This is a genomic window from Glycomyces lechevalierae, assembly GCF_027622945.1.
Lineage (GTDB): Bacteria > Actinomycetota > Actinomycetes > Mycobacteriales > Micromonosporaceae > Glycomyces > Glycomyces rutgersensis.
Map to the genome: position 1 here is coordinate 316,491 of NZ_JAPZVQ010000002.1, position 23,027 is coordinate 339,517.

The following is a 23,027-nucleotide window of genomic DNA, read 5'->3' on the forward strand; positions in this document are numbered from 1 at the left end:
GTCATTGCGTACGCGTTAATTGTGCTTCGCAGGATTGCCAACGCCAGCCTGGGAGGCTCTGAGTGGCAATTCTCACTCGCGGTCTAAGGTCGGGGGCCATGACGGGGTTCGAGCGTTGGCAGGCGGCGATGACGCGGGCCTTGTACGGCCCGGGCGGGTTCTACCGCCGCGAGCTGCCGGGACGCCATTTCGCGACGAGCGCGCAGACGCCGGTGTTCGCGGAGGCGATCGCGCGGCTCGCCGACGAGGTCGACGCACGCCTGGGCCGGCCCGAGCATTTCACGGTGGTGGACGTGGGCGCGGGCGGCGGCGAGCTCTTGGACCGCCTCGCGGGCCTGCTCGATGGGCGCGTGCGACTGGTGGCGGTCGAGCTGCGCCCCAAGCCCGCGCACCTGGCCGAGCGCATCGAATGGCGCGCCGAGGCGCCCGCCGGGATCGAGGGGCTCTTGATCGCCTGCGAACTGCTCGACAACGTGCCGTGCGACGTGGCCGTGGTCGACGCGGACGGGCGGCTCCGGTACGAGGAGGTCGACCGGGCAGGCGCGACCCGCCTGGGCGATCCCGTGGACGCGGCGGACGCCGCGTGGCTGGCCGAGTGGTGGCCGATCGCGGCGCCCGGCGAGCGGGCCGAGATCGGGCGGCCCCGAGACGCCGAGTGGCGCAATCTGACCGCGCGCTTGCGCCGGGGCACGGCGCTGGCGATCGACTACGGCCACATGAAGGACGCCCGCCCGGAGGCGGGAACGATGACCGGTTTCAAGGACGGCCGAGAGACGCCGCCGATCCCGGACTGCACCACGGACATCACGGCGCACGTGGCCGTGGACGCGGTCGCCTGCGACCGCGTTGAGCCCCAACGGGATGCCCTGCTCGCGCTCGGTCTCGACGCGGCCCTGCCGCCCCTGCACCTGGCCTTCGTGGACCCGGTCGGGTACGCGGAGGCGCTGGCGAAAGCCAGCGCCTCGGCACGACTCACGGACCCGGCGGGTCTAGGAGCGCACTGGTGGCTCCGCACCGACAGGAGTTAGAACAACTCCTCTACCGTCTGCACCGAAGGCGCCCGCAGCACCCAGGCCTCGAGCATTTCGAGGTCGGTGCAGTCCTCGATGCGCTGGCGCGCCCCCTCGCTGACGGGGATGCCGCGCATCTCGAGGAACTTCAGGATGATCCTCGCCTCGGCCTCAGCGACGGAGTGCTGGGCGAGCTGGGAGCCGAATTTGTACTGCATGGTCTGCATTATCTTCCTCCAGAAATCTTGTGCGCAACCCTCGAGCCCCACTTCGGTGAGGTCGGCCCAAATGGCGCTCGCCTCCGGTCCGAGGGTGTCGATCGCGGCGGCAAGCGGCTTCAATGCTTTGTCGATGTCGGGATTGAGCCGGTGGGTGAGAGTTGAGAGGACCGTGAAGTCGACGTCTTCGAGCGCTTGCTCCAGATCGGTGATGAACGGGACGTTGTCCGGCCCGGCCACGAACGGCCGCACCTCCATGCTGGGGAACCCTGGAGGGCCGAGGAGGAGCGGCCCGCGCGCCCAACGCGCAGTGGCCGCGCTCGGGGTGGTGATGAGCAGCGTGGCCGGGATCTTGTACTTGTTCTCGAGGTAGCTGAGGTAGTAAGCCCAGCTTCGGATCTTCGACGGTTCTTCCTTGGTCTGCGCCTCGACGATCAGGATCTGCGGCCCGTCGGAGGTTTCCGCCTTGATCACGGTATCGGGATGGCGCACGATCGGCTTGATCTCGGTCAGGTCGGTGTCGATGACTTCAGCCTCGACGATCTCTGGAAAGTCGACCTGGCAGACCCGCTGGATGGTGTCGGCGAACAGGTTCGGGCTTTCGCGGAACACTTGATGCAGTGCTTCATGGGGGAGCTTCGGCATATGTTGAGGCTATGAAAACCAGTGCCGAATTCTTGGAAGCGACGCACCGTGTCGAGTGTCAGGTATCCGACATCACAAGGGGCGGTGATCAAACGGAGATGGCGGCTGGCCCGGCCCTGCGGTATTCGGTGGGGCTCATGCCCTTCCGGCGTTTGAAGGCGTTGCTGAAGCCGAACTGGTCGGCGTAGCCGACGGCGCGGGCCACTTGGGCCACAGTGCGATCGGGGTCGGCGAGGAGGTCTTCGGCGAGCTGCATGCGCCATTCGGTGAGGTAGGTGAGCGGCGGTTCGCCCATGATCTCGTTGAAGCGCTTGGCGAGCAGGGCGCGCGAGACCCCGGCTTCCCCCGCGAGGTCCGCAACCGTCCAGGGCTTGCCGGGCCGGGTGTGGATGGCCTCGAGTGCCGGTCCCGCAACAGGATCGGCGAACCCGCGGTACCAGACGGGCGCCTGGCGGCCCTGCTGGTCGAACCAGGTGCGGAGGGTGCACACGAGGCCCCAGTCGAAGAGGCGGTCGATGAACGCCTGCGTGCCGGGCTTGCGGCTGGCGAAGTCGATCGCGGAGGAGTCGAGCCAGAGGCAGAGTTCGGCGTCGTCGTCGATCACGAGGACGGGCGGGAGGGCGCGCAGGAGGCGTTCGTGGCGGCGGCAGGAGGCGCGGTAGGCGCCCACGAACAGGGCCGTGGCCTCGCCGTCGCCGGTGAGCGGCTGGGGCGGCGCGACCTCCGCGCACGCCTCGGGGTCGAAGCAGGTGAGCCAGTAGTCGAGGTGCGGGCGGTCGACGGACGCGGCCTCGTCGGCCATCCGGAACGGCTCCCCGCCGCTCACCACGGCGGTCTGCCCGCCCTTCACCGGCACCTGGGTGCCGTCGGCGAGGAGGATGACGCCGCCGCCGCGCGCCACGGTGACCATCGTCAGCGGGGCGCGGTCGTCGAACCGGACCACCCACGGCGCCTTGAGGATCGCGTCGCTGAGGATCGCGCCTTCCGCGCGGATGCCACTGAGGAGTTCACTGAGCGGGTCCATGCCCCCATCGTAGACGCACGCGCATGGATCGGAGCGTCCTGGCCATCGTGCGTCCATGCGTTCGCGGCTGTACTGGATCCAGACACCGCAACGCCAGGAGGACATCATGGCCGAACGCACCGCTCTCGTCGTCGTCTCGCACCACCGCCCCGACTCGCTCACCGCGCACGTCGGGGACGTCGTGGCCGCGCGGCTCAAGGAGGCCGGGTACGCCGTCGACCTGCTCGACCTGCGAGCCGAGGGCTTCGACCCGCGCATGACCACCGCCGACCAGCCCGACTGGGACGACCGCGAGAAGATCTACTCCGCCGAGGCGCGGGCCCACATGGCGCGCGTGCTCGCCGCCGACGTGATCGTGCCCGTGTTCCCCGTCTACTGGAACAGTCTGCCCGCGCTCCTCAAGGGATGGATCGACCGCGTCTGGAACTACGGCTTCGCCTACGGCCGCAGCAAGCCGCGGCTCGCCGGGAAGCGGATGCTGTGGCTCGGCCTCGCCGGCGCCCCCGACGGGGACGACTTCGCGGCCTGGATGAAGGAGACGCTCGACCGCGTGCTGCGCGCAGGCATCTCGTTCTACACCGGCATCACCGAGGCGGCCGTCGAAGTCCTCTTCGACGCCGAGGGCGAGCCGCAGATCGTCGACGACGAAGGGAACCTCACCAAGGGCGAGGCCCTCACCGGCCCCGAGCGCACCGCCCACTACGAGCGGATGGACCGCCAGGCCGAGGAGCACCTCGAGAAGTTCCTGGGCCTCTGACTCGGCACGGCACCCGCTGTCGCCTTGCGGCGCAGCGGGTGCCGCAGCCTCAGGACTCCAGGCGCAGCGCGCTCGCCGGGCACAGGCGCACCGCGTCTGCTACCTCGTCGTCGCAGTCTTCGGCCTCCTCGGCGAGGAGCACGACCCGGCCGTCCTCGTCGTCCTGGTCGAAGTATTCGGGAGCGGTCAGCGCGCACATGCCGGAACTCGCGCACGCCTCCGTGTCGGCGATGATCCTCACCTTGACTCCTTACCTACCAGGTCACCGGCAGTTCGGCGACGCCGTAGAAACTCTCGCCGGTCACGAGCGGCACCTCCGCGGCGGGTACGGCGAGCCGGAGGCCCGGGAACCGCTCGATGAGCCCGGCGAACGCGATGCGCATCTCCATGCGCGCGAGCTGCTGCCCCAGGCACTGGTGCACGCCGTGCCCGAACGTCAAGTGTCCCTTGGCGTCCCCGGTCACGTCCAGCTTCTCGGGCTCGATGAAGTGCGCCTCGTCCCGGTTCGCGGTCTGCACCGAGACCGTGACGTACTCGCGCGCCTTGATCTGGTGCCCTTCGAACTCCATGTCCTCCTTCACCTGCCGGATGAGTCCGGTGTGGATGATGGTGAGGTAGCGCAGCAGCTCCTCGACGCCGCCCGCCATCAGCTCGGGCCGCGCCCGCAGCAGCTCCCACTGGTCGCGGTTCTCCAAGAGCGCCATGGTGCCCAGGCCGAGCATCTTCGCGGTCGTCTCGTGGCCGGCGACCAGCAGCAGGATCGCCATGCCCGCGACCTCCTCATCGCGCAGCTCCGGGTCGGCGGCGAGGTCGGAGAGCACGTCGTCCGTGGGATTCGCCCGCTTGGCCGCGGCCAGCTCCCCGATGAACGCGAACAGGTTCAGCATCGCGGCCTGCTTGCCCTCGCCGGTCGCGTCCGTCGTGAAGATCGCCCGACTGTCCGCCTCGAACCGCTCCCGCTGGTCGTAGGGGACGCCGAGGAGCTCGCAGATCATCATGGCGGGCACGGGGACCGCGAACTCGGCCACGAGGTCGGCGGGCTTCGGCCCGGCCGCGAGCGCGTCCAGGCGGTCCTGGACGTGCGCGGCGATGCGCGGTTCGAGCTGCTTCATGCGCTTGACCGTGAACACGCCGGTGAGCTTGCGGCGCAGGCGGGTGTGGTCGGGCGGGTCCATCTCGATGAACATGCCGGGGGTGAGCGGGAAGTCGCCTTCGAAGTCGAGGTAGGCCTCCAGGCCGGGCATGGGGATGGGCACCTGCGCCGGGCCGCCGAGCGTCGAGCTGAACCGGGTGTCGGCCAGGACCTTCCGGGCCAGGCGGTGGCTGGTGACGAGCCAGCCCAGGCGGCCCTCCGGGTAGTAGCGCATTCGCCGCATCTCGGACCCGCGGTGCAGGGCCATGACGGCGGCGGGCGGGTCGAACGGGTGGTCGCGTTCGAGCGGGATGCCATAGGGCGCTTCGGTTTCGGCCGTGTCGGGTGTTGACATGCGGTCTCCTCGGTGGTGTCCGGTCGCGGCTGGCACGATCTACGTATATATAGGCTATACGTATACACGTGGCCGTGCAAGCCTCACCCCGCGAGCAGTTCGTCCACCGCCCCGTCGGCCCGCGCCAGCAGCGCCGCGTAGTGGCGGTCCCGCTCGATCCCGTTGAGCCCCTTGGCCTCGCTGTCGAACAGCGCCTCGGTGTGCACGTCCGTGATGTCGCAGAACTCGGCGATCCCGCGCCGCAGCGCCCCGCCGAGCAGGGCGCGCGTGAGCGCCGAGTCCGGGTCGTCCTCGGCGAGGCCGGCCAGGCCGAGCCACAGGATCCGCTTGCCCGCCATGGGCTTCTCGCGCCGCCCGTACGTCAGTCCGTAGTTCCACACCCGGTCGATCCAGCCTTTCAGCAAGGCGGGCAGCCCGAACCACCACACCGGGAACACCACCGCGATCCGGTCGGCGGCCAGCAGCCGGTCGGCGTGGACGTGCACCTCGTCGGAGTACCGCTTGTCGCGGTTCCCGTAGTCCGGCTCGTCCTCGACCCGACCGCGCGGATCGAACCCCTCCCGTTGCAGGTCAAGGAGATCGACGCGGTATCCGGCGGCCGCGAGGCGGTCCGCCGCGCGGCGCGCGAGCGCGGCCGTGAGGGAATCGGCGCGGTGGTGGGCGAACACGACGAGCGCGGTCGGCTGGGCTTCCATGCAGGTCTCCTTCCGATGGCCGCCGCTCTCCTTCTGGTGGCGAAGCCACGGCGGCGGCGCCCCTTCAGTAGAGCCCCGATCTCGTGGACGTCCCATGGCTGAAAGACGGGAAAACCTTCGCGATCGTCTACCATCGCGGCATGGACCCGCTCAGCGACATGCTCGCCGACATCCGCGCCGAAGGCGCCTCGGTGCATCAGGCCGCGCTCGACCCGCCGTGGCGGCTCGCCTTCACCGGCGACGCGCCGCTCACCATGGTCACCGCCGTCGCCGGTCACGCCGAACTCGTCCTCCGCGACGGCACCACCCACCGGCTCACCGCGGGCTCGACCGCGATCGTCCAGGCGCCCTTCGACCTCGTCGACGACCGGGCCACACTGGACCGCCCGATCCCGGCCCCGCCGATCGACGCCGTGCCCACAGCGGCAGTGCCGCAAGGGGACCGGGACGTGCTCATCGCCGGGACCTACCGGCCCGCGAGCGCCCGCCATCAGCGGCTCCTGCGCGCGCTCCCCGAAGCGCTCGTCCTCCACGAAGAGGTCGACGACGTGCTCTGGCTGCACTCCATGCGCGACGCCCTCGCCCGTACCCGCACGCCCGGCGGTCAGGCGATGCTCGACCGCATCCTCGACTGGGGCCTCGTCTGCACCCTCGGCTGCTGGTTCGAACGCCAGGAGGCCGACGCCCCCGACTGGTACCTGGGCGCGCTCGACCCCGTCACCGGCCCCGCGCTCGAGGCGATCCACCGCCACCCCGCACGGCCTTGGACCGTCGAGGCGCTCGCGGCCCGCGCCCACGTCTCACGCGCGCACTTCGCCAAGCGGTTCACCGAAGTCATGGCGCGCCCGCCCCTGCGGTACGTCGCCGAGCGCCGCATGGAGCTCGCCTCCGACCTCCTCGCGGACCCTGCGGTCGGGGTGGCCGAGGCGGCCGCCGCGGTCGGCTACCGCGACCCCTTCGCGTTCTCCACCGCGTTCAAACGCCACCGGGGCCTGAGCCCCCGCGCCTACCGCGCGCGGCGCGTCTGAACACATCGAGGCTCATCACGTTTCCGCCACGAGCCAGCCGATCGCGGCCAGCAGGGCGATGAGGGCGAAGAAGACGTAGATCGCCATCTCGACCCATTCGCTCGCCGAGCTCGGGCGCCAGAAGCGCCTGCGCTGCCGCCCGGGCTCGTTCCGGTCAGGGGTGTCGTTCATGCGTCCAGCGTAGGCAGTGGACCCCAGTGAATCCAACACGGCAAATGACTTTGACGCCGTGCGCTTGGCCGCACAGAATCAGGTCATGGGATTCGTGGACCTCTCCGGCGTGCGGTACGGCCTGAACGACGGCACCACGTTGTTCGACGAGGTGTCGTTCCGTGTCGGCGAAGGCGCGAAAGTCGCGCTCATCGGAGCGAACGGGGCCGGGAAGACCACGCTCCTCAACATCCTCACGGGCGCAATCGCACCGGACGCGGGCACCGTCGCCCATTCGGGCGGTCTCGGCGTCATGCGCCAGCTCGTCGGGATGCGCGAAGGCGAACGGCCGCTGCGGCACCTCGCCGTCGACCTCGCCCCACCGCCCGTGAAGGCCGTCGCGGCGCGGCTCGCCAAGGCGGAAGCGCGCATCGGCACAGCCGTCGACGGCACTGTTCAAGACGGCACCTCAGAGAAGGACCAGCTCGCGTACGCCCAGGCCCTGGCCGACTGGGGCGAGGCGGGCGGCTACGAGTTCGACGTGTTGTGCGACACGGTCGCGGTCGCGATCCTCGGCAGCCCTTGGGAAGCGGTGAAAAACCGTCCGCTCAGGACGCTTTCGGGCGGGGAGCAGAAGCGGTTCGCGCTGCAGCTGCTGCTGCAGGGCCGCGACGAGGTGCTGGTGCTCGACGAGCCGGACAACTTCCTCGACGTGCCGGCCAAACGCGAACTGGAGCAGGCGATCCGGGAGTCGGCGAAGTCGATCCTGTTCGTCTCGCACGACCGCGAGGTGCTGGCGAACGCCGCGAACGCGATCGTGACGCTCGAGGCCGGCACGACCTGGACGCACGGCGGCGGGTTCGCGACCTGGCACGAGGCCCGCGCCTCGCGGCACGAGCGCTTCGAGGAGCTGCGGCGCCGCTGGGACGAGGAGCACAAGAAGCTCAAAGAGCTCATGCTCATGTACAAGAACAAGGCCGCGTACAACGCGGACATGGCCTCGCGGTACCGGGCGGCGCAGACGCGCCTGCGCAAGTTCGAGGAGGCCGGGCCGCCGCCCTCGCCGCCGCGCGACCAGGACATCCGCGTGAAGCTCGAAGGCGGGCGCACCGGCAAGCGGGCGGTGATCTGCGAGCAGCTCGAGCTGGAGGACCTGACGTTCCCGTTCGACCTTGAGGTCTGGTACGGCGACCGCGTGGCGGTCCTGGGCGCCAACGGGACCGGCAAGAGCCACTTCCTGCGTCTGCTCGCGCATGGCGGTTCGGACCCGGAGGCCGGGCTCGCTGCGAAGCGCCGCCTCGATCCGGTGCGGCACAGCGGGGTCGCGCGGCTCGGCGCCCGCGTCTACCCCGGGCACTTCTCGCAGACGCACGAGCATCCGGAGTTCGACGGACGCACGCTGCGCGAGATCCTGTGGGAGGGCGACGAGGACCGGCCCTCGCTCGACCGATCGAAGGCGATGAGCGCCCTCAACCGCTACGAACTCACCGGACAGTCCGAACAGGACTTCAAGACGCTCTCGGGCGGGCAGCAGGCGCGGTTCATGGTGCTGATGCTGGAGCTCTCGGGCGCGACCTGCCTGCTCCTCGATGAGCCCACGGACAACCTCGACCTGGCCTCCGCCGAAGCCCTCGAGCAGGGCCTGAAGGCCTTCGACGGCACCGTCATCGCGGTGACGCACGACCGCTGGTTCACGCGCGGCTTCGACCGCTTCGTGGTGTTCCAGAACGACGGCGAAGTGGTCGAGTCGGACGAGCCGGTCTGGGACGTGCGCTGAGGGCGCGGCCGGGACCCCGCTGGTGGAACGGCGTCCCGGCCGCGCGTCTGTGCCCCTGAACGACGATGCCCTGGGCAGCGTTGTGTCGCAGGGGGTTTGGGGGGACGGTCAGGCGGGACGGATCACCACTCGACGGGCAGCGTGTGGACGCCGTAGACGGCCATGTCGCTGCGCATCGGGATCTCCTCGGACGGCACGGCCAGCCGCAGGTCGGGGAAGGCCTCGAAGAGCTTGGCGAAGCCGATGCGCATCTCCACGCGCGCGAGCTGCTGGCCCACGCACTGGTGCACGCCGTGCCCGAAGGCCATGTGGCCCTGAGCGTCCCGGTCGAGGTCGAGCTCCCCGGGCCGCTCGTACTTGTGCGGGTCGCGGTTGGCGGCCTGGAGGACCACGGTGACGTGCTGCCCGGCCTTGATGAGCTGCCCGTCGATCTCGGCGTCCTCCTTGGCGATGCGCATGATCCCGTTGTGCGCCACCGTGAGGTAGCGCAGCAGCTCCTCGACGGCGGCGGGCATCAGCTTGGGCGCGTCCCGCAGCTTCGCCATCTGGTCGGGGTGCTCGAGGAGCGCGAACGTGCCCAGCGCGAGCATGTTCGCGGTGGTCTCGTGCCCGGCGACCAGCAGGATCAGGCCGATCCCGGCGGCCTCGACGTCGTGGATCTCCGGGTCGGCGGCGAGCACGCTGAGCATGTCGTCGCCCGGATCGGCGCGCTTCGCGGGGACGAGCTGCATGAGGTAGCCGAACAGTTCGGCCATGGCCTTGTTGCGGTCCTCGACGGACAGTGAGAGGTCGAGCATGTTCGCGGAGTTCGCCTGGAACGCGGCCCGGTCGTCGTAGGGGACGCCGAGCATCTCGCAGATCACGAGCGAGGGCACCGGGAGCGCGAACTCGCGCACGAGGTCCGCGCCGGGCCCGGCCGCGCGCAGGGCTTCGATCTGCGCGTCGACGATGTCGGCGATGCGCGGCTCGAGGTCCTTCATGCGCTTGACGGTGAACACGCCGGTCACCTTGCGGCGCAGCCGGGTGTGCTCGGGCGGGTCGAAGAACAGGAAGAACCCGGGCGGCACCTGCTCGGAGATGGAGACGAACACGTGCGGGAGCTCGGTGGGCGAGTGGGTGAACCGCTCGCCGGTGGCGAAGCGCGGGTCGGCGAGGACCTTGCGGCCCTCGGCGTGGCCGGTGACGAGCCAGCCTTCGGTGCCGTCGGGGTAGTACCTGATGGGCCGCAGCGGTTTCGACTGCAGGTCCATGAGGCCGGTCGGCGGGTCGTAGCGGGTCTCGCGCTGGTACGGCATGCCGTAGGGCAGGGCCTCGGCGGCGTCGTCACGGGTGGTGCCTTCGACGGACATGGGAACTCCCAGAGAGGTGCGGCAGCACGGTCGTCGAAGCCCGAGTGCGCGGCGCGGGTCGCTTGGAGCACGCCGTCGACTTAGACCTCGTGGTCCCCACCACATCGGAGCTTAGGGCGGAACGTGATGGCGCGCAACAGCCGCCGACGGTCCTGTCAGGAACCCGACACCGACGGTCGCGACTACAGGAGTTCGAGGAGCTCCTCGATGTACTGGGCGACGCCGTCGTCGTTGTTGCCGGCGGGGGCGATCTCGGTGGCGGCGGCCTGGACCCACGGGTGGCCGTTGGGCATCGCGACGGAGTGCCCGGCGGCCTCCATCATGCTCAGGTCGTTGGTGGCGTCGCCGAAGACGAGCACGTCGGACCAGTCGATGCCGAACTTGTCGAGCACGACCTGGATCCCGGCGGCCTTGGTGACGCCGACCGGGCAGACCTCGAGCATCCCGACGCCGGACTCGGTGACGGTGACGAGCGAGGGGTCGATGACGTCCTTCGCGGCGACCAGCAGTTCGGGGCCGGTGTACTCGTCGGACACGAAGTAGCCCTTGACCATCGCGCCGTTGAACGCGATCTCGCGCGGCGCGGTGTCGAGGGTGACGGCGGTCCAGGGCCAGTCGGGCATCGGGTCGCCGGTGATGTGCTTGGCGGGGTCGGCCGGTTCGGCGAGGGCGCGCACGGGGCCGACCTCGTCTTCGATGAGGCGGAGCGCTTCGAGGAGCACGGCGCCTTCGACGGAGCGGTCGGCGAGCTGGACGACGGTGTCGTCGTAGCGGCATTCGTAGACGAACGCGCCCTGCCCGAGCACGAGGAAGTCCGCGGAGGGGAGGTCGTTGCGGCACAGCTCGATCAGGCGCGGCCCGCGGCCGGAGGCGCCGACGAGGATGACGCCCGCGGCGGCGAGGCGCTTGAGCGCGGCCATGGTGCGCGGGGAGACGGTCTCGTCGGAGCGGACGACGGTGCCGTCGAGGTCCGTCGCCACGAGTCGGGGTGCCCGGTCCAGTTGGATCATGTGTCCTCCTTGGTCGTCTCGCTGCGATCCGCGGCCGCCGTGCCGTTGGACCCTTGCCTGTGCGCTAACACTGCCACATCGGTCCATGCAGAACCATTGGCCCGCTTGGGCTCCTGCCGCGACGGCGCCTTCGCGGCCGCCGTCGTCGCCTTCGGAGCCGCTGTCCTCAGAACCATCGCGCCAGCACCTTCGCCACCCCGTCCTCCCACACCGAGGGGGCGACCTCGTCCGCCGCGGCCCGCACTTCGGGGGCCGCCTGGCCCATCGCCACGGACCAGCCCGCCCACGCGAACATCGTGAGGTCGTTGTGGGCGTCGCCGAAGACGACGGTGTCGGACGATGATACGCCGTAATGGGCCGCGATACGGGCGATGCCGGTGGCCTTGCTGATGCCGGGCGGTCCGATGTCGACCCAGCCGTTGTAGCCGACCTCCACGTGGTAGTCGGCGGCGTCGAGGGCCGCGCCGGCGGCCAGGCGCATCGCCTGCGGGCAGCGCTGCGCACCGCCGTACCGGTTGGTCGAGTCGACGCGGGCGACCAGGCGCGGGGCCGGGCGCGAGACGAGCTCGTCGATGGTGATCTCCCGGGCCCAGCGGGCCGGGAAGTCGCGGCGGAAGCCCTTGGTGTGGTGCCAGCCGTCGAGGTCCCATTCGACCGCGAACTCGACGCTCGGGTCCGAGGCGACGAGCGCTTCGACCGCGGTCGCGGCGTCCACAGTGTGCTGGTGGGAGATCGCGCGGGCCCCGAGGTCGTACTCGCCGGCGCCGTGCGAAGCGGAGGCGAAGCCCTCGTCGAGCCCGAGGTCCTCGGCGGTGCGCACGGCGCCCCAGATGGCGCGGCCGGTGACGAGCGCGACGGGCACGCCCGCGTCCCGGACGGCCTGGAGGGCGTCGATCACGGCGCGGCTGGGGACGGTCGCCTGCCGGTCGTGGTAGTCCACGACCGTGCCGTCGATGTCGACGGCGACGAGCTTCGGTGGCGTCTGGCGGGGCGGGGCCGGGATCGCGGGTGTCGGGGCTTCGGGTGTCGGGGCGGAGTGTGGCACGTCTCCACGGTAACCCCCGCCGGGTGAACGGAGGGGTACCGAGCGTTTGAACTCACGCCGCCGCTCGCATGACGAGCTGCAATCGCCCAAACCGGCCCATCGGGACGGCGAGCGGCATACGGTTCGTGCATGGGCGAGATCACGATCGAACGCGTCTACGACTACCGCCGGGACCCGCAGCGGTCCGGGTCGGTCTTCCTCGTCGACCGGCTCTGGCCGCGCGGCGTCAGCAAGGAGGACCTGGACGGGGTCACCTGGGCGCAGGACGCCGCGCCGTCGCCGAACCTGCGGATCTGGTTCGGCCACATGGCCGACCGCTTCGAAGAGTTCACCGGCCGCTACCGCAGCGAGCTCGAGGGCCACCCCGAACGCGCCGAACCCCTCCTGGAGGCGGCACGTTCGGGCCCCGTCACCCTCCTCTACGCCGCGAAGGACCCGGAAGTGAACCACGCACTCGTTTTGAAGGCCTGGCTCGAAGAGCAACTGGCCGAATAGGTTCCACTGTCGGACCCCTATGTCAGGGTTATCGACCGGGGGCCCGCAATTTCGTAGGTACGCCAAATCAACCGGAAACGCCCGGTTCGCACCCGAAGAGGGCTCGCGAACCGGGCGAACTGCTGCCCGGCCCCATTCGCAGCCGCCCCGACGTCGGCCCACCCCGATTCACACCCGAGGAACGCTCGCGAACCTTGCGCACCGCGACCGGCCCGAACCGCGACCCGCCCCGAATGTCAGACCCCCATGCCAGGGTGGTTGACCGGGGGCCCGTGAGTTGGTCTGGTCGCCAAAACAACCGGAAACGCCCGAAAGCCAGCGGCCCGCCAGTCCCCAGACCGGCGGGCCGCTCGCGTATCGCGTCTACTTCTTCGGCTCGAGCACGTCCTTGCCGAGGAACGGCTGCAGCGCCTTCGGCACCGCCACCGACCCGTCCGGCTGCTGGTGGTTCTCGAGGATCGCCACGAGCCAGCGCGTGGTCGCGAGCGTCCCGTTCAAGGTCGCCGCCACCGCGTTCTTGCCCTGCTCGTCGCGGTACTTCACATTCAGGCGCCGGGCCTGGAACGTGGTGCAGTTCGAGGTTGACGTCAGCTCCCTGTACCGCCCCTGGGTGGGCACCCAGGCCTCGCAGTCGAACTTGCGCGAGGCCGAGGTCCCGAGGTCGCCGGCGGCGACGTCGATGACCCGGTAGGGCAGCTCCATCTTCTGGAGCATCTGCTCCTCATAGGACAAGAGCTTCTCGTGCTCGGCCGCGGCGTCCTCGGGCCGGCAGAACGAGAACATCTCGACCTTGTCGAACTGGTGCACGCGGATGATGCCCCGCGTGTCCTTGCCGTACGACCCGGCCTCGCGGCGGAAGCACGAGGACCAGCCCGCGTACCGGCGCGGCGCGGTCAGCTCGCCGAGGTTCTCGCCCGAGTGGTAGGCCGCGAGCGGCACCTCCGAGGTGCCCACGAGGTACATCTCGTCGCGTTCGAGGTAGTAGATCTCGTCGGCGTGCTCGCCGAGGAAACCGGTGCCCTCCATGGCTTCCGGGCGCACTAGCACCGGCGGGATCATCGGCGTGAAGCCGGTCTCGACGGCCTGCATGATCGCCAGGTTGAGCATGGCGAGCTGCAGGAGCGCGCCGTCGCCGGTCAGGTAGTAGAAGCGGGCGCCGGAGGTCTTGGCGCCGCGCTCGGTGTCGAGCAGGCCGAGGGCCGTGCCGAGCTCGAGGTGGTCCTTCGGGTCCTCGATCGGCTTCTTCTCGCCGACCTCGCGCAGCACGATGTAGTCGTCCTCGCCGCCGGCGGGAGCGCCGTCGGCGACCAGGTTGGGGATGGCCTTCCCGGCCGCGTCGAACGCGGCGGCGGTCGCGGTCACCTTGAGTTCGGCGGCCTTGACCTCCTCCGAGAGGGTCTTGGTGCGTTCGAGCAGCGCCTGCTTCTCCTCGGCGGCCGCGCCGGCGATCCGCTTGCCCAGGCCCTTCTGCTCGGCGCGGAGCGTCTCGAAGGACTGGAGGGCACTGCGGTGGTCGGCGTCCGCGGAGAGCAGGGCGTCGACGGCCTCGACGGAGGCGCCCCTCTTCCGCTGGCTGTCGCGGTAGGCGTCCGGGTTGTCTCGCAGTGCACGCAGATCAATCACGGGACCAGATTACCGGCCAGGCCACCTCCGCTCCGAGCGCATATTGTGGGCGTGTGGCGGTCGATATGGGCGAGGCGGAATTCGAGGCGGCGGTGTCGGACGCGCTGGACGCGGTGCCGCAGGAGCTGATGGCGATGCTCGACAACGTCGTGATCCTGGTGGAGGACGAACCGGAGGGCCCGGAGAAGGAACTCCTGGGGCTCTACCAGGGGACGGCGCTGACGGACCGGGGCTGGGAGTACGGCGGGGTCCTGCCGGACACGATCACGATCTACCGGGGCCCGACGCTGCGGATGTGCTCGTCGCCCGAGGAAGTGGTCGACGAGGTCGCGGTGACGGTGGTGCACGAGATCGCCCATCACTTCGGCATCGAGGAGTCCCGCCTCCACGAACTGGGCTGGGGCTGAGGACGCATCTGCGCTGGATCCGAGGTAACAGTCCGGTAAATACGAGCCTGACGAGCTATCGACACTCGCATCCGCGAGGTTAAGCTGAGGCCGTGACGACGTTTCGCATCGGGGAGGCCGCCGAACTGCTCGGGGTCTCCGCCGACACGGTCCGGCGCTGGATCGACTCCGGGCGCCTCGCCGCCTCCCGTGACGAGCAGGGGCAGCGCCACCGGGTGATCTCGGGCGCCGACCTCGCCGCGTTCGCACGCGAGCGCGCCAGCGCCCCCGACGCGGGGGCCGGTTCGTCTTCGGCGCGGAACCGCTTGCGCGGCATCGTCACCGCCATCACCAAGGACCAGGTGATGGCGCAGGTCGACTTGCAGGTCGGGCCGTTCCGGGTCGTCTCGCTCATGAGCCGCGAGGCCGTGGACGAGCTCGGGCTCGAGGTCGGCTCGCTCGGCACCGCGGTCGTCAAGTCAACGAACGTGGTCGTCGAACGCTCGGACCGCTAGCCCCTTCGGATCGGAGTCCCATGCGTGCCAGAGCAACCCTCGCCGCGACCGCGGCACTCGCCCTCGCCTCCCTCGCAGCGTGCGGCTCCGGCGACGAGGCCGAGGCCGGCTCGGACGGCACCGTGACCGTGTTCGCGGCGGCGTCGCTCACGGAGGCGTTCACCGAGATCGGCGACCGGTTCGAAGCCGAGCACGACGGCGTGACCGTCGAGTTCAACTTCGCGGGCTCCTCCGACCTCGCCGCCCAGATCACCGAGGGCGCGCCCGCGGACGTCTTCGCCTCCGCCGACGAGTCCAACATGGACAAAGTAGTGGAGGCCGGGGCCGCCGCCGACCCGGACACGTTCGCGCTCAACCAACTCGTGATCGCCGTCCCCGAAGGCAACCCCGACGGCGTCACCGGCCTCGCGGACCTCGCCGGCCTCGACTTCGCCGCCTGCGCCGAGGAAGTCCCCTGCGGGTCCGCCGCGCAGACCGCGCTCGGCGACACCGGCCTCACGCCGGTCACCTACGAGGCCGACGTCAAGTCCACGCTTCAGAAGCTCACCCTCGGCGAGGTCGACGCCGCGCTCGTCTACCGCACGGACGCGATTGCAGCCGAGGACGAGGTCGACGCCGTCGAGTTTCCCGAGTCCGCCGGCGCGGTCAACGCGTACCCGATCGCCGCGCTCACGGACGCCCCCAGCCCGGACCTCGCGGCAGAGTTCGCCGCGTACGTCCTCGCCGACGACGCCCAGGCCGTGCTCCAAGCCGCCGGATTCCAGCACCCATGAGGTCGCGGAACGCCATGCCCGCCAAGCGGACCCTTCGACGCCGCCGAGTCCCGGCCGCGCTCCTGGCCCCCGCCGCGATCGGTCTGGCGTTCCTCATCCTGCCCCTCGCGGGCCTGCTCGCCAGGGCTCCCTGGGCCGAACTGCCCGCGCGCCTCGCCGAACCCGAGATGCTCGCGGCCCTGCGGCTCTCGCTCCTCACGGCGACCGCCGCGACCGCGCTCTCACTGCTGTTCGGCGTCCCGATCGCCTGGCTGCTCGCGCGCGGCGACTTCCCCGGACGCAGCGTCCTGCGCGCCCTGGTGACCGTTCCGCTCGTGCTGCCGCCGGTGGTCGGCGGCGTCGCGCTGCTCCTCGTGTTCGGGCGCAACGGGATCATCGGGTCGTGGCTGCACGAGCGGTTCGACATCACGATCCCGTTCACGACCACGGCGGTCGTGCTGGCGATGACGTTCATGTCGATGCCGTTCCTGGTCGTCTCGGTCGAGGGCGCGCTGCGCGGGGCGGACCTCCGCTTCGAGGAGGCCGCGGCGACCCTCGGGGCGGGCCGCTGGACGGTGTTCACGCACGTCACCCTGCCGATGGTCGCGCCTGGCGTGCTCGCCGGGGCGGTGCTGTGCTGGGCGCGGGCGCTCGGCGAGTTCGGCGCGACGATCACCTTCGCGGGGAACTTCCCGGGCCGCACGCAGACGATGCCGCTCGCGGTCTACCTCGCGCTGCAATCGGATCTGGAGGCCGCGATCGTGCTCAGCCTGATCCTGCTGGCAGTGTCGGTCATCGTGCTGGCGTCGCTGCGCGACCGCTGGACGGCGGCCCCATGAGCACCCCGAATGGAATGGCCGAGCGAGGGCTGGACGCGCACCTGGTGGTCGAGAGGGGCGCGACCGGAACGGGTTCGTTCCGCCTCGATCTGCGGCTCCACGTCGCGCCGGGCGAGACCGTGGCCTTGTTGGGCCCCAACGGTGCGGGAAAGACCACAGCATTGCGGGCCCTGGCCGGGCTCGAGGCACTTTCGGGCGGACAAATCGCCTTGAACGGTGAGATCCTGGACCGGCCCGGGACGCGGGTCGGCCGGACGAGGGCAGCGCGAAGCGAGTCGCACATCGATGGGCCCCCGGTCAACAACCCTGACACAGGGGTCCGACAGTCCTCACCGGACGCTTTCGAACAAGGCGCGCTCAAGCACGACGAGGCCAAGCGCAGATCGAACCGAGAAGGCATCGGATCGAGCGGGATACGCGGATCGAGCCGAGAAGGCGCCCCCGGGCAAGGCACCGGCGACGCGCGAAGCGACCGCTGGGTGCCGCCCGAAGCACGACGGATCGGCGTCGTCTTCCAGGACTACCTGCTGTTCCCGCATCTGACCGCGATCGACAATGTGGCGTTCGGTCCGAGGCGGCGAGGGCAAGGGCGGGCCGAGTCGCGGGCGCTCGCGGCCGAGTGGCTCGACCGGGTCGGCTTGGCGGAGTTCGGGAAGCGGCGTCCCAAGCAGCTTTCCGGCGGGCAGGCGCAGCGGGTGGCGCTGGCTCGGGCGTTGGCGACGGATCCGGCGCTGCTGCTCCTGGACGAGCCGCTGGCGGCGCTTGACGCCCGGACCCGACTCGACACCCGGGCGGAGCTTCACCGGCATCTGGCGGGCCACTCAGGCCCGGCGATCGTGGTCACGCACGACCCGGTGGACGCGCTCATGCTCGCCGACCGCCTCGTGGTGATCGAGAACGGCAGGGCGGTGCAGGAGGGCGACGCCGAGTCGGTCACGGCCCGTCCGAGAACGGACTACATCGCGCGCCTCGTCGGCTTGAACCTCTACCGGGGCAAGGCGGAAGGCCACCAGATCGTCGTCGGCAGCAGTACCCGCACCGCAAGCGGAAGCGCTACTGGAAGCGGATCTCGGTCCGACGCTGCAAGCGCCGAGCCGGTCGGCGAAGGCGGAGCGGCAGCCTCGCCCGAAGGCCCGGTCGTGCTCGTCGCCTCCGATCCGCTCGAAGGGCCTGCGTTCGCGGCGTTTCCGCCGAGCGCGGTCGCGCTGTACCCGGAGCGGCCGGACGGGAGTCCGCGGAACACTTGGCGGGCAACCGTTTCGGGCGTCCACCGGCACGGCGACAACCTCCGCGTCCAACTTGACGGCCCCCTCAAAGCCGCCGCCGACGTGACCCCGGCCGCCGCCGCCCACCTCCGCCTCGAACCCGGCCGCGAGGTCTGGGCGACCGTGAAGGCCTCCGAAATCCGCACCTACCCCGCCTGAATCCCAAGGGCCGCTTCGCCTTCAGCCGCGCCGACCCGGCACCGTCGCCGAGGTCGCTGCCGGGACCTGTGGCTTCGATCGACCCACGACTCGCGCACTCCTGGCGGCTGCGAAGCCGCGGTCGGCCGCTTCCTTGAAGCGCGGCTTGCAGCGATGCACACCGGCGCTGGAGGACCCGGCCGCCGCATCCGCGTCTTCGGGCTCACCCCGCTCACCCCGCTCACCCCGCTCACCCCGCTCACCCCGCTCACCCCGCTCACCCCGCTCACCCCGCTCACCCCGCTCACCCCGCTCACCCCGCTCACCCCGCTCACCCCGCTCACCGGAAAGAGTGAAACCGGGGCCTGCGGCAAGCCGCGAGCCCCGGAACTGTCACACCCTTGCGCGATCGTCGGACCTACCTTTCCCCTGGGTGGGTGGGGGCTAGGGATGGTAGATCCCGAACGGCGCTAACGCCGCCGCTCCCGCCAGCTCCGGCTTTCCGAGTTCCGGCGTCGCCGGGCCGGCCGAGGTCGGGTCGTCCTCGCGAGCCGCGCGGCGGATCACCGGCAGGCAGACGAGCACGATCGCGATCGACACCAGACCGACAGCGGCGAAAGCGGTCTGCACGTCCATCACCGCGGAAAGCCCGCCGCCGAGCAGGAAGCCGATCAGCTGCGCGGCGTTGACGCGCCCGCCGACGGCCGCGTTCGCGCGGCCCCGGAAGGCCTCGGGGACCCGGCGGGCCACTGCGATGCCGAGCGCGGAGTTCTCCCCCGCGTTGAAGATCCCGCCGATCAGGTTGAGCGGCACGAGAAGCAGCACCGTGAACAGCGGCATCCCCTGCCCGAAGCACACCAGCCCGACCCCGGCGAGGCACGCCATGAGCATCCACGCGAGCTGCACGTCGCGGTCCAGCCGCCGGATCACCGCGGCCGCGATCCAGGCACCCCCGACCATGCCGATCGTCCAGCAGGCCTTGATGAGCCCGTACATGCTCTCGGTCGCGCCGTAAACCTCGCGCACCAGGAACACGCTGAGCACGTTCACCGCGCACATCGCCGCGATCACCGCGCTGAGCCCGAACACCATCGCGGTCAGCAGCCGGTCGCCGCCGAGCCGCCATCCGGTTCCCTTGGCCGCCTGGTGCACCGGGAGTTCACGACGCACGCCGCCGCGGCGGGTGCGGATGTCGCAGCACAGCAGCACCCGCGCCATCGCGCAGGCCGCCGCGAGCATCAGCGCCGCGCCGACACCGTTGGCGCCAATGAGGAACCCGGCCACCGCGGGCCCGGCCGCGAGGCCGACGAGGGTCCCCGTCTGGACCAGCGCGACCGCGTGCGGCAGGTCCTCGCGTCGCGACATGGCCGGGACGAGCGCGCTCACGACCGGCTGCAGGACCGCCGTCCCGGCGGCGTTGACGATGACGAGCCCGTACAGGGCGTACAGGTTGTCGGTGAACACCATCGCGATGATCGCCGCGGTCTGGACGAGCCCGGAGACGGCCATCAGGGTGCGACTGTCGAAGCGGTCCGCCATGCGGCCGGTGACCGGCGCGAGCACGACCAGCGGCAAGGTGGCGCAGATGATGAGCGCGGCGATCGCGAAGCCGCCGAAGCCTTGGCTCTGGAGCTGGAGGGTGAGGGCGAAGTCGGCCGTGAACATGGCGGTTCCGGCGAGGAACGCGCAGGTCGCGGCGGTGTAGACGTCGGACCAGCGGGTCCCGTCGATGAAGGATGTGAAAGACATGCTTCGAAACTACTCTTTCACATCGAGATGCGAAAGAGGTTTTTCAGATTTTTCGAAGATTTTCTTTCAGAACCCGGCGCGGGCGGCCTCCCCTAGCGGTGCAACGAGACCGGCCGCCGCCGACCGGTCGCGCTCACACGTTCGGGAAGAGGCGAAGCATGTAGCGGAAGATCATCGTCCCGTCGTCCTCGTCGCCCTTCTCGGTGTACTCGTTGCTGCGCTCCACGTACTCGTCCATCAGGGCGAAGAACCGGGTCCGGAACTCCAGCAGCTCGTCGGGCTTCAACCGGAACCGCCCGCTCGCCATCGTCGAAAGGTCCTTGAGCCCCGGATCGAGCTGGTGCCGGGCCTGGAGCCAGCGTTCGAACGCCCGCTGGTGCTCGTTCGCGAAGGCCTCCACCATCTCGCGCTCGACGATCTGGGCGCTCTCGGGCGCGTCGGGTTCGGCGCTGATCTCGAAGCTGTGCAGCCGCAGGCGCCACACCCGCTCGCGCGCGTCGCCGCGGTTGGGGGCCTCCTCGATGAACCCGGCCTTCGCGAGGGTCCGCAGGTGGTAGCTCATCGCGCTCGGGGTCATGCCCGCGACCTCGGCGATCTCGGTCGCGGTCGCGCCGTCGGCGCCCTCGATCCGGCGCGTGCCGAGGAAGTCGAACACCGCCATGCGCGCCGGGTGGGCGAGCGCCTTCATCCGCTCCGGGTCGCTGATCTTCTCCTGATCCATCTTGGAGAGCGGCGGGCGGGCCGCAGGAGGCGGCGGCACGGCGGGCAGGTCAGGCGGAACCGGCACGACTGGAGGGGCCGGTGGGACCGGTGGCACCGGACGAGGCGGGATCGCAGGACCCCCGACACCGTCCCGGTCCGGCTCTGAAGCAGTTGTTTCAGACATACCCCAAGCTAACCACGCCGTGCGGGGCGGCGCGGCGAGGACGGCGTCCCGGTCAGCTCGAGCCGGAGGACGACGCGTTGACCGCCACCGCGGCGGTCACGGCGGACATGACGGCGGCCTGGGCCGCCTCGACGGCTTTGCGGGTCGCGTCCCCGGCCCAGGAGCCGTCCGCGATCGCCTTGAGCGCCTTGCGGGTCGGTCCGGCCTTCCGGTCGGGGAAGACCACGCGCTCGAGCTTCATGGCGTAGACGAGGGCGGCGAGGGCCGCCGTGCGGGCGTCCTCGGCCCGGGCCGCGTCGACGGCCGCGCCGAGCCGGGCCTTGGCGTCGGCCTCGGCGGCCGGGTCGTTCGGCAGGTACCGGTTGAGCGGGAAGATCCCGAGGGCCTTGCCGTGCTCGTGGCGGAGCACGCCGTCCTGGACGAGGCCGTCGAGGACGAGCGGTTTGAGCTTCTTGGCGGTCCGCTCGACCACGGCCCTGGGCGCGCGGGGCCTGTCGGCGGCGATCGCGGCGAGGCGGTCGTCGAGGAGCGGGTCGCCCAGGGGCTCGCCGTCGAGGACGCGCACCTTCTTGTCGGCGACCTCGAGTCTCCCGGCGATCGTGAGTTCGAGGACGACCGCGCCGCCGAGCCCGAGCTCGAGGTAGCCGCCGCTGCGGTCGCGGCCGGTGGCGTCGTCGTAGGCGAGCAGGAGCAGTTCTTCGACGAGGGTGGTCATGCGCCCCAGCCTAGGTGGCCTCCGCCCGGTTCACGCGCCCGTGCCGCGGAGGCGGTCGAGCCAGGCGGCGGCGTCGGCGAAGTCGGCGTCACTCAGGCCGGCGGGCGGCGGGACGGGCGCGTCGGAGTGGTCCCTCGGGTAGGAGCCGAGGTAGCGCACGTCGTCGCAGATGCGGCGCAGGCCCATGAGCGCCTCGCCCATGCGCGCGTCGGCGAGGTGGCCGGTGCAGTCGAGGAAGAACGCGTACCGGCCGAGGCCTTCGCCGGTGGGGCGCGATTCGATGCGGGTGAGGTTGATGCCGCGGATGGCGAACTCGGTGAGCACGCCGAGGAGCGCCCCGACCCGGTCGTAGTCGATGTAGACGACGAGCGAGGTGATGTCGTTCCCGGTCGGCTCCGGCGGGGCGGTGGGCCGCACGACGTGGACGAAACGGGTGGCGGCGTTCGGGTTGTCGCCGATGTCGAAGGCCTGCACGGGAAGCCCGACGGCTTCGGCGGCGAACGGCGGGCACACGGCGGCGTCGAACTCGCCGTCGGCGGCGCGCTGGGCGGCCTGGGCGGTCGAGAGGGCCTGGTGGACGACGGCGTTCGGCAGTTCGCGGCGCAGGTACTTGCGCACCTGGGCGAGGGCGACGGGCATCGAGGCGACGGTGGTGATCTCCGCGACGGGCTTCTCGGAGGCGAGCACGAAGGTCACGGGGAGGACGACCTCGCCGACGATGACGAGCGGGTCGCCGCCCACGAGCTCGTCCACGGTGATCGTGACGGTGCCCTCCTGGGAGTTCTCGATCGGCACGAAGCCCGCGTCGACCTCGCCGCGGCGCACGGCGTCGAGGACCTCGAAGATCGAGGACATCGGTGCGGCGGTGGCGGTCTTGGCGGCGGGCAGGCGCCGGAGCGCGGCCTCGGTGAAGGTCCCGCGCGGTCCGAGATAGGCGAACTCCATGCGCCAACGCTAGCAAGAGGGGCGGGCAGGGGCCGCGAGCTGCAGCTTGAGGGGTACGGCGGTCCGTTCGCGTCCCGGCGCCGATGAGACGGCGATCTCATCGGCGCCCCGCCGTGGACGGACTTCTCGCTGTCCCGTATGCTTGTCGAGCCCAAGCGGAATTCCGCGGTGGTAAGCCCAGAGAAATCGGAATGCGACTCTCGAGGTCGTGTGCCAGGATCACTGAGCGCCCCCATCGTCTAGGGGCCTAGGACGCCGCCCTTTCAAGGCGGTAACACGGGTTCGAATCCCGTTGGGGGTACAGCCCAGACGCGGCGCCGGTCACACGGTGAGCGCCTGGTATAAATAAAGAGGTCTTACGGCCTTGTAGGACACGAAAGTGTTCGACCAAGGTCCCGTAGAGCAGCTAGGAGTGCTCGCCACCCTGTCAAGGTGGAGGTCGCGGGTTCAAATCCCGTCGGGACCGCCAGAGGAAAAGCCCGCCGATTCGTCGGCGGGCTTTCTCGTTGCCTGCTTCCTTCGCT

24 protein-coding genes, 2 tRNA genes and 1 pseudogene are annotated in these 23,027 nt (G+C 70.6%); 13 read left to right on the forward strand and 14 right to left on the reverse strand.

Going from position 1 to position 23,027, the window contains the following annotated elements; translation table 11 throughout:
• The first annotated feature begins 98 nt into the window (after positions 1–98).
• The gene (locus O2L01_RS05150) at positions 99–1,028 is read left to right on the forward strand and encodes an SAM-dependent methyltransferase (RefSeq protein ID WP_270120805.1); all 930 of its coding nucleotides are present in this window, start codon (positions 99–101) and stop codon (positions 1,026–1,028) included.
• Here O2L01_RS05150 and O2L01_RS05155 read toward each other — a convergent pair.
• Both O2L01_RS05155 and O2L01_RS05160 read right to left on the reverse strand, forming a co-directional pair.
• Positions 1,025–1,873, reverse strand: coding sequence for a hypothetical protein (locus O2L01_RS05155; protein WP_270120806.1), 849 nt, complete (start codon positions 1,871–1,873; stop codon positions 1,025–1,027). The genes O2L01_RS05150 and O2L01_RS05155 overlap by 4 nt on opposite strands.
• A gap of 88 nt (positions 1,874–1,961) precedes the next feature.
• The gene (locus O2L01_RS05160) at positions 1,962–2,897 is read right to left on the reverse strand and encodes an AraC family transcriptional regulator (protein WP_270120807.1); all 936 of its coding nucleotides are present in this window, start codon (positions 2,895–2,897) and stop codon (positions 1,962–1,964) included.
• Between the two features lie 55 nt (positions 2,898–2,952).
• On the opposite strand from O2L01_RS05160, the gene O2L01_RS05165 reads away from it, so the two are divergent.
• Positions 2,953–3,654: an NAD(P)H oxidoreductase gene (locus O2L01_RS05165; RefSeq protein WP_270120808.1), complete on the forward strand. Its 702-nt coding sequence runs from the start codon at positions 2,953–2,955 to the stop codon at positions 3,652–3,654.
• A 49-nt stretch (positions 3,655–3,703) separates the two neighbouring features.
• Here O2L01_RS05165 and O2L01_RS05170 read toward each other — a convergent pair whose 3' ends face one another.
• From O2L01_RS05170 to O2L01_RS05180, 3 genes are all read right to left on the reverse strand, one after another.
• A complete protein-coding gene (locus O2L01_RS05170; RefSeq protein ID WP_270120809.1) occupies positions 3,704–3,895 on the reverse strand; it encodes a ferredoxin in 192 nt (63 codons plus the stop codon).
• 13 nt (positions 3,896–3,908) lie between these two features.
• Positions 3,909–5,141: a cytochrome P450 gene (locus O2L01_RS05175; RefSeq protein ID WP_270120810.1), complete on the reverse strand. Its 1,233-nt coding sequence runs from the start codon at positions 5,139–5,141 to the stop codon at positions 3,909–3,911.
• Positions 5,142–5,224: 83 nt separating this feature from the next.
• The gene (locus tag O2L01_RS05180; protein WP_270120811.1) at positions 5,225–5,836 is read right to left on the reverse strand and encodes an NAD(P)H oxidoreductase; all 612 of its coding nucleotides are present in this window, start codon (positions 5,834–5,836) and stop codon (positions 5,225–5,227) included.
• 140 nt (positions 5,837–5,976) lie between these two features.
• Here O2L01_RS05180 and O2L01_RS05185 point away from each other — a divergent pair, with 140 nt between their 5' ends.
• The gene (locus tag O2L01_RS05185) at positions 5,977–6,864 is read left to right on the forward strand and encodes an AraC family transcriptional regulator (RefSeq protein ID WP_270120813.1); all 888 of its coding nucleotides are present in this window, start codon (positions 5,977–5,979) and stop codon (positions 6,862–6,864) included.
• A gap of 15 nt (positions 6,865–6,879) precedes the next feature.
• On the opposite strand, the gene O2L01_RS05190 is transcribed toward O2L01_RS05185, so the two are convergent.
• Positions 6,880–7,035 (reverse strand): hypothetical protein, encoded by a 156-nt coding sequence (locus O2L01_RS05190; RefSeq protein WP_270120814.1) that lies wholly within the window; start codon positions 7,033–7,035, stop codon positions 6,880–6,882.
• Between the two features lie 85 nt (positions 7,036–7,120).
• Here O2L01_RS05190 and O2L01_RS05195 point away from each other — a divergent pair, with 85 nt between their 5' ends.
• A complete protein-coding gene (locus tag O2L01_RS05195) occupies positions 7,121–8,791 on the forward strand; it encodes an ABC-F family ATP-binding cassette domain-containing protein (RefSeq protein WP_270120815.1) in 1,671 nt (556 codons plus the stop codon).
• A gap of 122 nt (positions 8,792–8,913) precedes the next feature.
• Here the strand turns inward: O2L01_RS05195 and O2L01_RS05200 are convergent, their stop codons facing one another.
• From O2L01_RS05200 to O2L01_RS05210, 3 genes are all read right to left on the reverse strand, one after another.
• On the reverse strand, positions 8,914–10,140 hold the full coding sequence (locus tag O2L01_RS05200) for a cytochrome P450 (protein ID WP_270120816.1): 1,227 nt from the start codon (positions 10,138–10,140) through the stop codon (positions 8,914–8,916).
• Between the two features lie 182 nt (positions 10,141–10,322).
• Positions 10,323–11,150, reverse strand: a complete 828-nt coding sequence (locus O2L01_RS05205; RefSeq protein ID WP_270120817.1) for an HAD family hydrolase — start codon at positions 11,148–11,150, stop codon at positions 10,323–10,325.
• A 166-nt stretch (positions 11,151–11,316) separates the two neighbouring features.
• On the reverse strand, positions 11,317–12,195 hold the full coding sequence (locus tag O2L01_RS05210) for an HAD family hydrolase (RefSeq protein WP_270120818.1): 879 nt from the start codon (positions 12,193–12,195) through the stop codon (positions 11,317–11,319).
• Between the two features lie 129 nt (positions 12,196–12,324).
• Here O2L01_RS05210 and O2L01_RS05215 point away from each other — a divergent pair, with 129 nt between their 5' ends.
• Positions 12,325–12,690, forward strand: coding sequence for a DUF488 domain-containing protein (locus O2L01_RS05215; RefSeq protein WP_270120819.1), 366 nt, complete (start codon positions 12,325–12,327; stop codon positions 12,688–12,690).
• Positions 12,691–13,053: 363 nt separating this feature from the next.
• On the opposite strand, the gene serS is transcribed toward O2L01_RS05215, so the two are convergent.
• Entirely contained in the window at positions 13,054–14,313 is a 1,260-nt protein-coding gene (gene serS / locus O2L01_RS05220; RefSeq protein ID WP_270120821.1) for a serine--tRNA ligase, read from the reverse strand.
• Between the two features lie 53 nt (positions 14,314–14,366).
• Between serS and O2L01_RS05225 the strand changes: the two genes are divergently transcribed.
• From O2L01_RS05225 to O2L01_RS05245, 6 genes and pseudogenes are all read left to right on the forward strand, one after another.
• Positions 14,367–14,720, forward strand: a complete 354-nt coding sequence (locus tag O2L01_RS05225) for a metallopeptidase family protein (RefSeq protein WP_270120822.1) — start codon at positions 14,367–14,369, stop codon at positions 14,718–14,720.
• A gap of 92 nt (positions 14,721–14,812) precedes the next feature.
• A complete protein-coding gene (locus tag O2L01_RS05230) occupies positions 14,813–15,214 on the forward strand; it encodes a TOBE domain-containing protein (protein WP_270120823.1) in 402 nt (133 codons plus the stop codon).
• A 20-nt stretch (positions 15,215–15,234) separates the two neighbouring features.
• The gene (modA, locus tag O2L01_RS05235) at positions 15,235–15,987 is read left to right on the forward strand and encodes a molybdate ABC transporter substrate-binding protein (RefSeq protein WP_270120825.1); all 753 of its coding nucleotides are present in this window, start codon (positions 15,235–15,237) and stop codon (positions 15,985–15,987) included.
• A 14-nt stretch (positions 15,988–16,001) separates the two neighbouring features.
• Positions 16,002–16,805 carry an ABC transporter permease gene (locus O2L01_RS05240; protein WP_270120826.1) on the forward strand — a complete coding sequence of 268 codons (804 nt, stop codon included), beginning with the start codon at positions 16,002–16,004 and terminating at the stop codon, positions 16,803–16,805.
• Between the two features lie 14 nt (positions 16,806–16,819).
• Positions 16,820–17,053: pseudogene (locus tag O2L01_RS25555) on the forward strand (ATP-binding cassette domain-containing protein); the annotation flags it as partial.
• 231 nt (positions 17,054–17,284) lie between these two features.
• Positions 17,285–18,229, forward strand: coding sequence for an ABC transporter ATP-binding protein (locus O2L01_RS05245; protein WP_333490285.1), 945 nt, complete (start codon positions 17,285–17,287; stop codon positions 18,227–18,229).
• A 423-nt stretch (positions 18,230–18,652) separates the two neighbouring features.
• On the opposite strand, the gene O2L01_RS05250 is transcribed toward O2L01_RS05245, so the two are convergent.
• The 4 genes from O2L01_RS05250 to pheA form a co-directional block, all read right to left on the reverse strand.
• Positions 18,653–19,957, reverse strand: coding sequence for an MFS transporter (locus O2L01_RS05250; RefSeq protein ID WP_270120827.1), 1,305 nt, complete (start codon positions 19,955–19,957; stop codon positions 18,653–18,655).
• Positions 19,958–20,090: 133 nt separating this feature from the next.
• Complete coding sequence (locus O2L01_RS05255) at positions 20,091–20,744, reverse strand: helix-turn-helix domain-containing protein (RefSeq protein ID WP_270120828.1); 654 nt, start codon at positions 20,742–20,744, stop codon at positions 20,091–20,093.
• Positions 20,745–20,895: 151 nt separating this feature from the next.
• Positions 20,896–21,558 carry a GOLPH3/VPS74 family protein gene (locus tag O2L01_RS05260; protein WP_270120830.1) on the reverse strand — a complete coding sequence of 221 codons (663 nt, stop codon included), beginning with the start codon at positions 21,556–21,558 and terminating at the stop codon, positions 20,896–20,898.
• 30 nt (positions 21,559–21,588) lie between these two features.
• Positions 21,589–22,503, reverse strand: a complete 915-nt coding sequence (pheA, locus tag O2L01_RS05265) for a prephenate dehydratase (RefSeq protein ID WP_270120831.1) — start codon at positions 22,501–22,503, stop codon at positions 21,589–21,591.
• A gap of 228 nt (positions 22,504–22,731) precedes the next feature.
• Here pheA and O2L01_RS05270 point away from each other — a divergent pair.
• A tRNA-Glu gene (locus tag O2L01_RS05270) sits at positions 22,732–22,804 on the forward strand.
• Positions 22,805–22,894: 90 nt separating this feature from the next.
• Positions 22,895–22,972 (forward strand) — tRNA-Asp (locus O2L01_RS05275).
• Positions 22,973–23,027 lie beyond the last annotated feature (55 nt).

Bases quoted from the DNA above. Each gene is read 5' to 3' on its own strand.
- pheA (WP_270120831.1), bottom strand. From the start codon at position 22,503: ATGGAGTTCGCCTATCTCGGACCGCGCGGGACCTTCACCGAGGCCGCG.
- O2L01_RS05185 (WP_270120813.1), top strand. From the start codon at position 5,977: ATGGACCCGCTCAGCGACATGCTCGCCGACATCCGCGCCGAAGGCGCC.
- O2L01_RS05155 (WP_270120806.1), bottom strand. From the start codon at position 1,873: ATGCCGAAGCTCCCCCATGAAGCACTGCATCAAGTGTTCCGCGAAAGC.
- O2L01_RS05175 (WP_270120810.1), bottom strand. From the start codon at position 5,141: ATGTCAACACCCGACACGGCCGAAACCGAAGCGCCCTATGGCATCCCG.
- O2L01_RS05215 (WP_270120819.1), top strand. From the start codon at position 12,325: ATGGGCGAGATCACGATCGAACGCGTCTACGACTACCGCCGGGACCCG.
- O2L01_RS05180 (WP_270120811.1), bottom strand. From the start codon at position 5,836: ATGGAAGCCCAGCCGACCGCGCTCGTCGTGTTCGCCCACCACCGCGCC.
- O2L01_RS05260 (WP_270120830.1), bottom strand. From the start codon at position 21,558: ATGACCACCCTCGTCGAAGAACTGCTCCTGCTCGCCTACGACGACGCC.
- O2L01_RS05165 (WP_270120808.1), top strand. From the start codon at position 2,953: ATGCGTTCGCGGCTGTACTGGATCCAGACACCGCAACGCCAGGAGGAC.
- O2L01_RS05195 (WP_270120815.1), top strand. From the start codon at position 7,121: ATGGGATTCGTGGACCTCTCCGGCGTGCGGTACGGCCTGAACGACGGC.
- O2L01_RS05205 (WP_270120817.1), bottom strand. From the start codon at position 11,150: ATGATCCAACTGGACCGGGCACCCCGACTCGTGGCGACGGACCTCGAC.
- O2L01_RS05150 (WP_270120805.1), top strand. From the start codon at position 99: ATGACGGGGTTCGAGCGTTGGCAGGCGGCGATGACGCGGGCCTTGTAC.
- O2L01_RS05240 (WP_270120826.1), top strand. From the start codon at position 16,002: ATGCCCGCCAAGCGGACCCTTCGACGCCGCCGAGTCCCGGCCGCGCTC.
- O2L01_RS05160 (WP_270120807.1), bottom strand. From the start codon at position 2,897: ATGGACCCGCTCAGTGAACTCCTCAGTGGCATCCGCGCGGAAGGCGCG.
- O2L01_RS05250 (WP_270120827.1), bottom strand. From the start codon at position 19,957: ATGTCTTTCACATCCTTCATCGACGGGACCCGCTGGTCCGACGTCTAC.
- O2L01_RS05200 (WP_270120816.1), bottom strand. From the start codon at position 10,140: ATGTCCGTCGAAGGCACCACCCGTGACGACGCCGCCGAGGCCCTGCCC.
- O2L01_RS05190 (WP_270120814.1), bottom strand. From the start codon at position 7,035: ATGAACGACACCCCTGACCGGAACGAGCCCGGGCGGCAGCGCAGGCGC.
- modA (WP_270120825.1), top strand. From the start codon at position 15,235: ATGCGTGCCAGAGCAACCCTCGCCGCGACCGCGGCACTCGCCCTCGCC.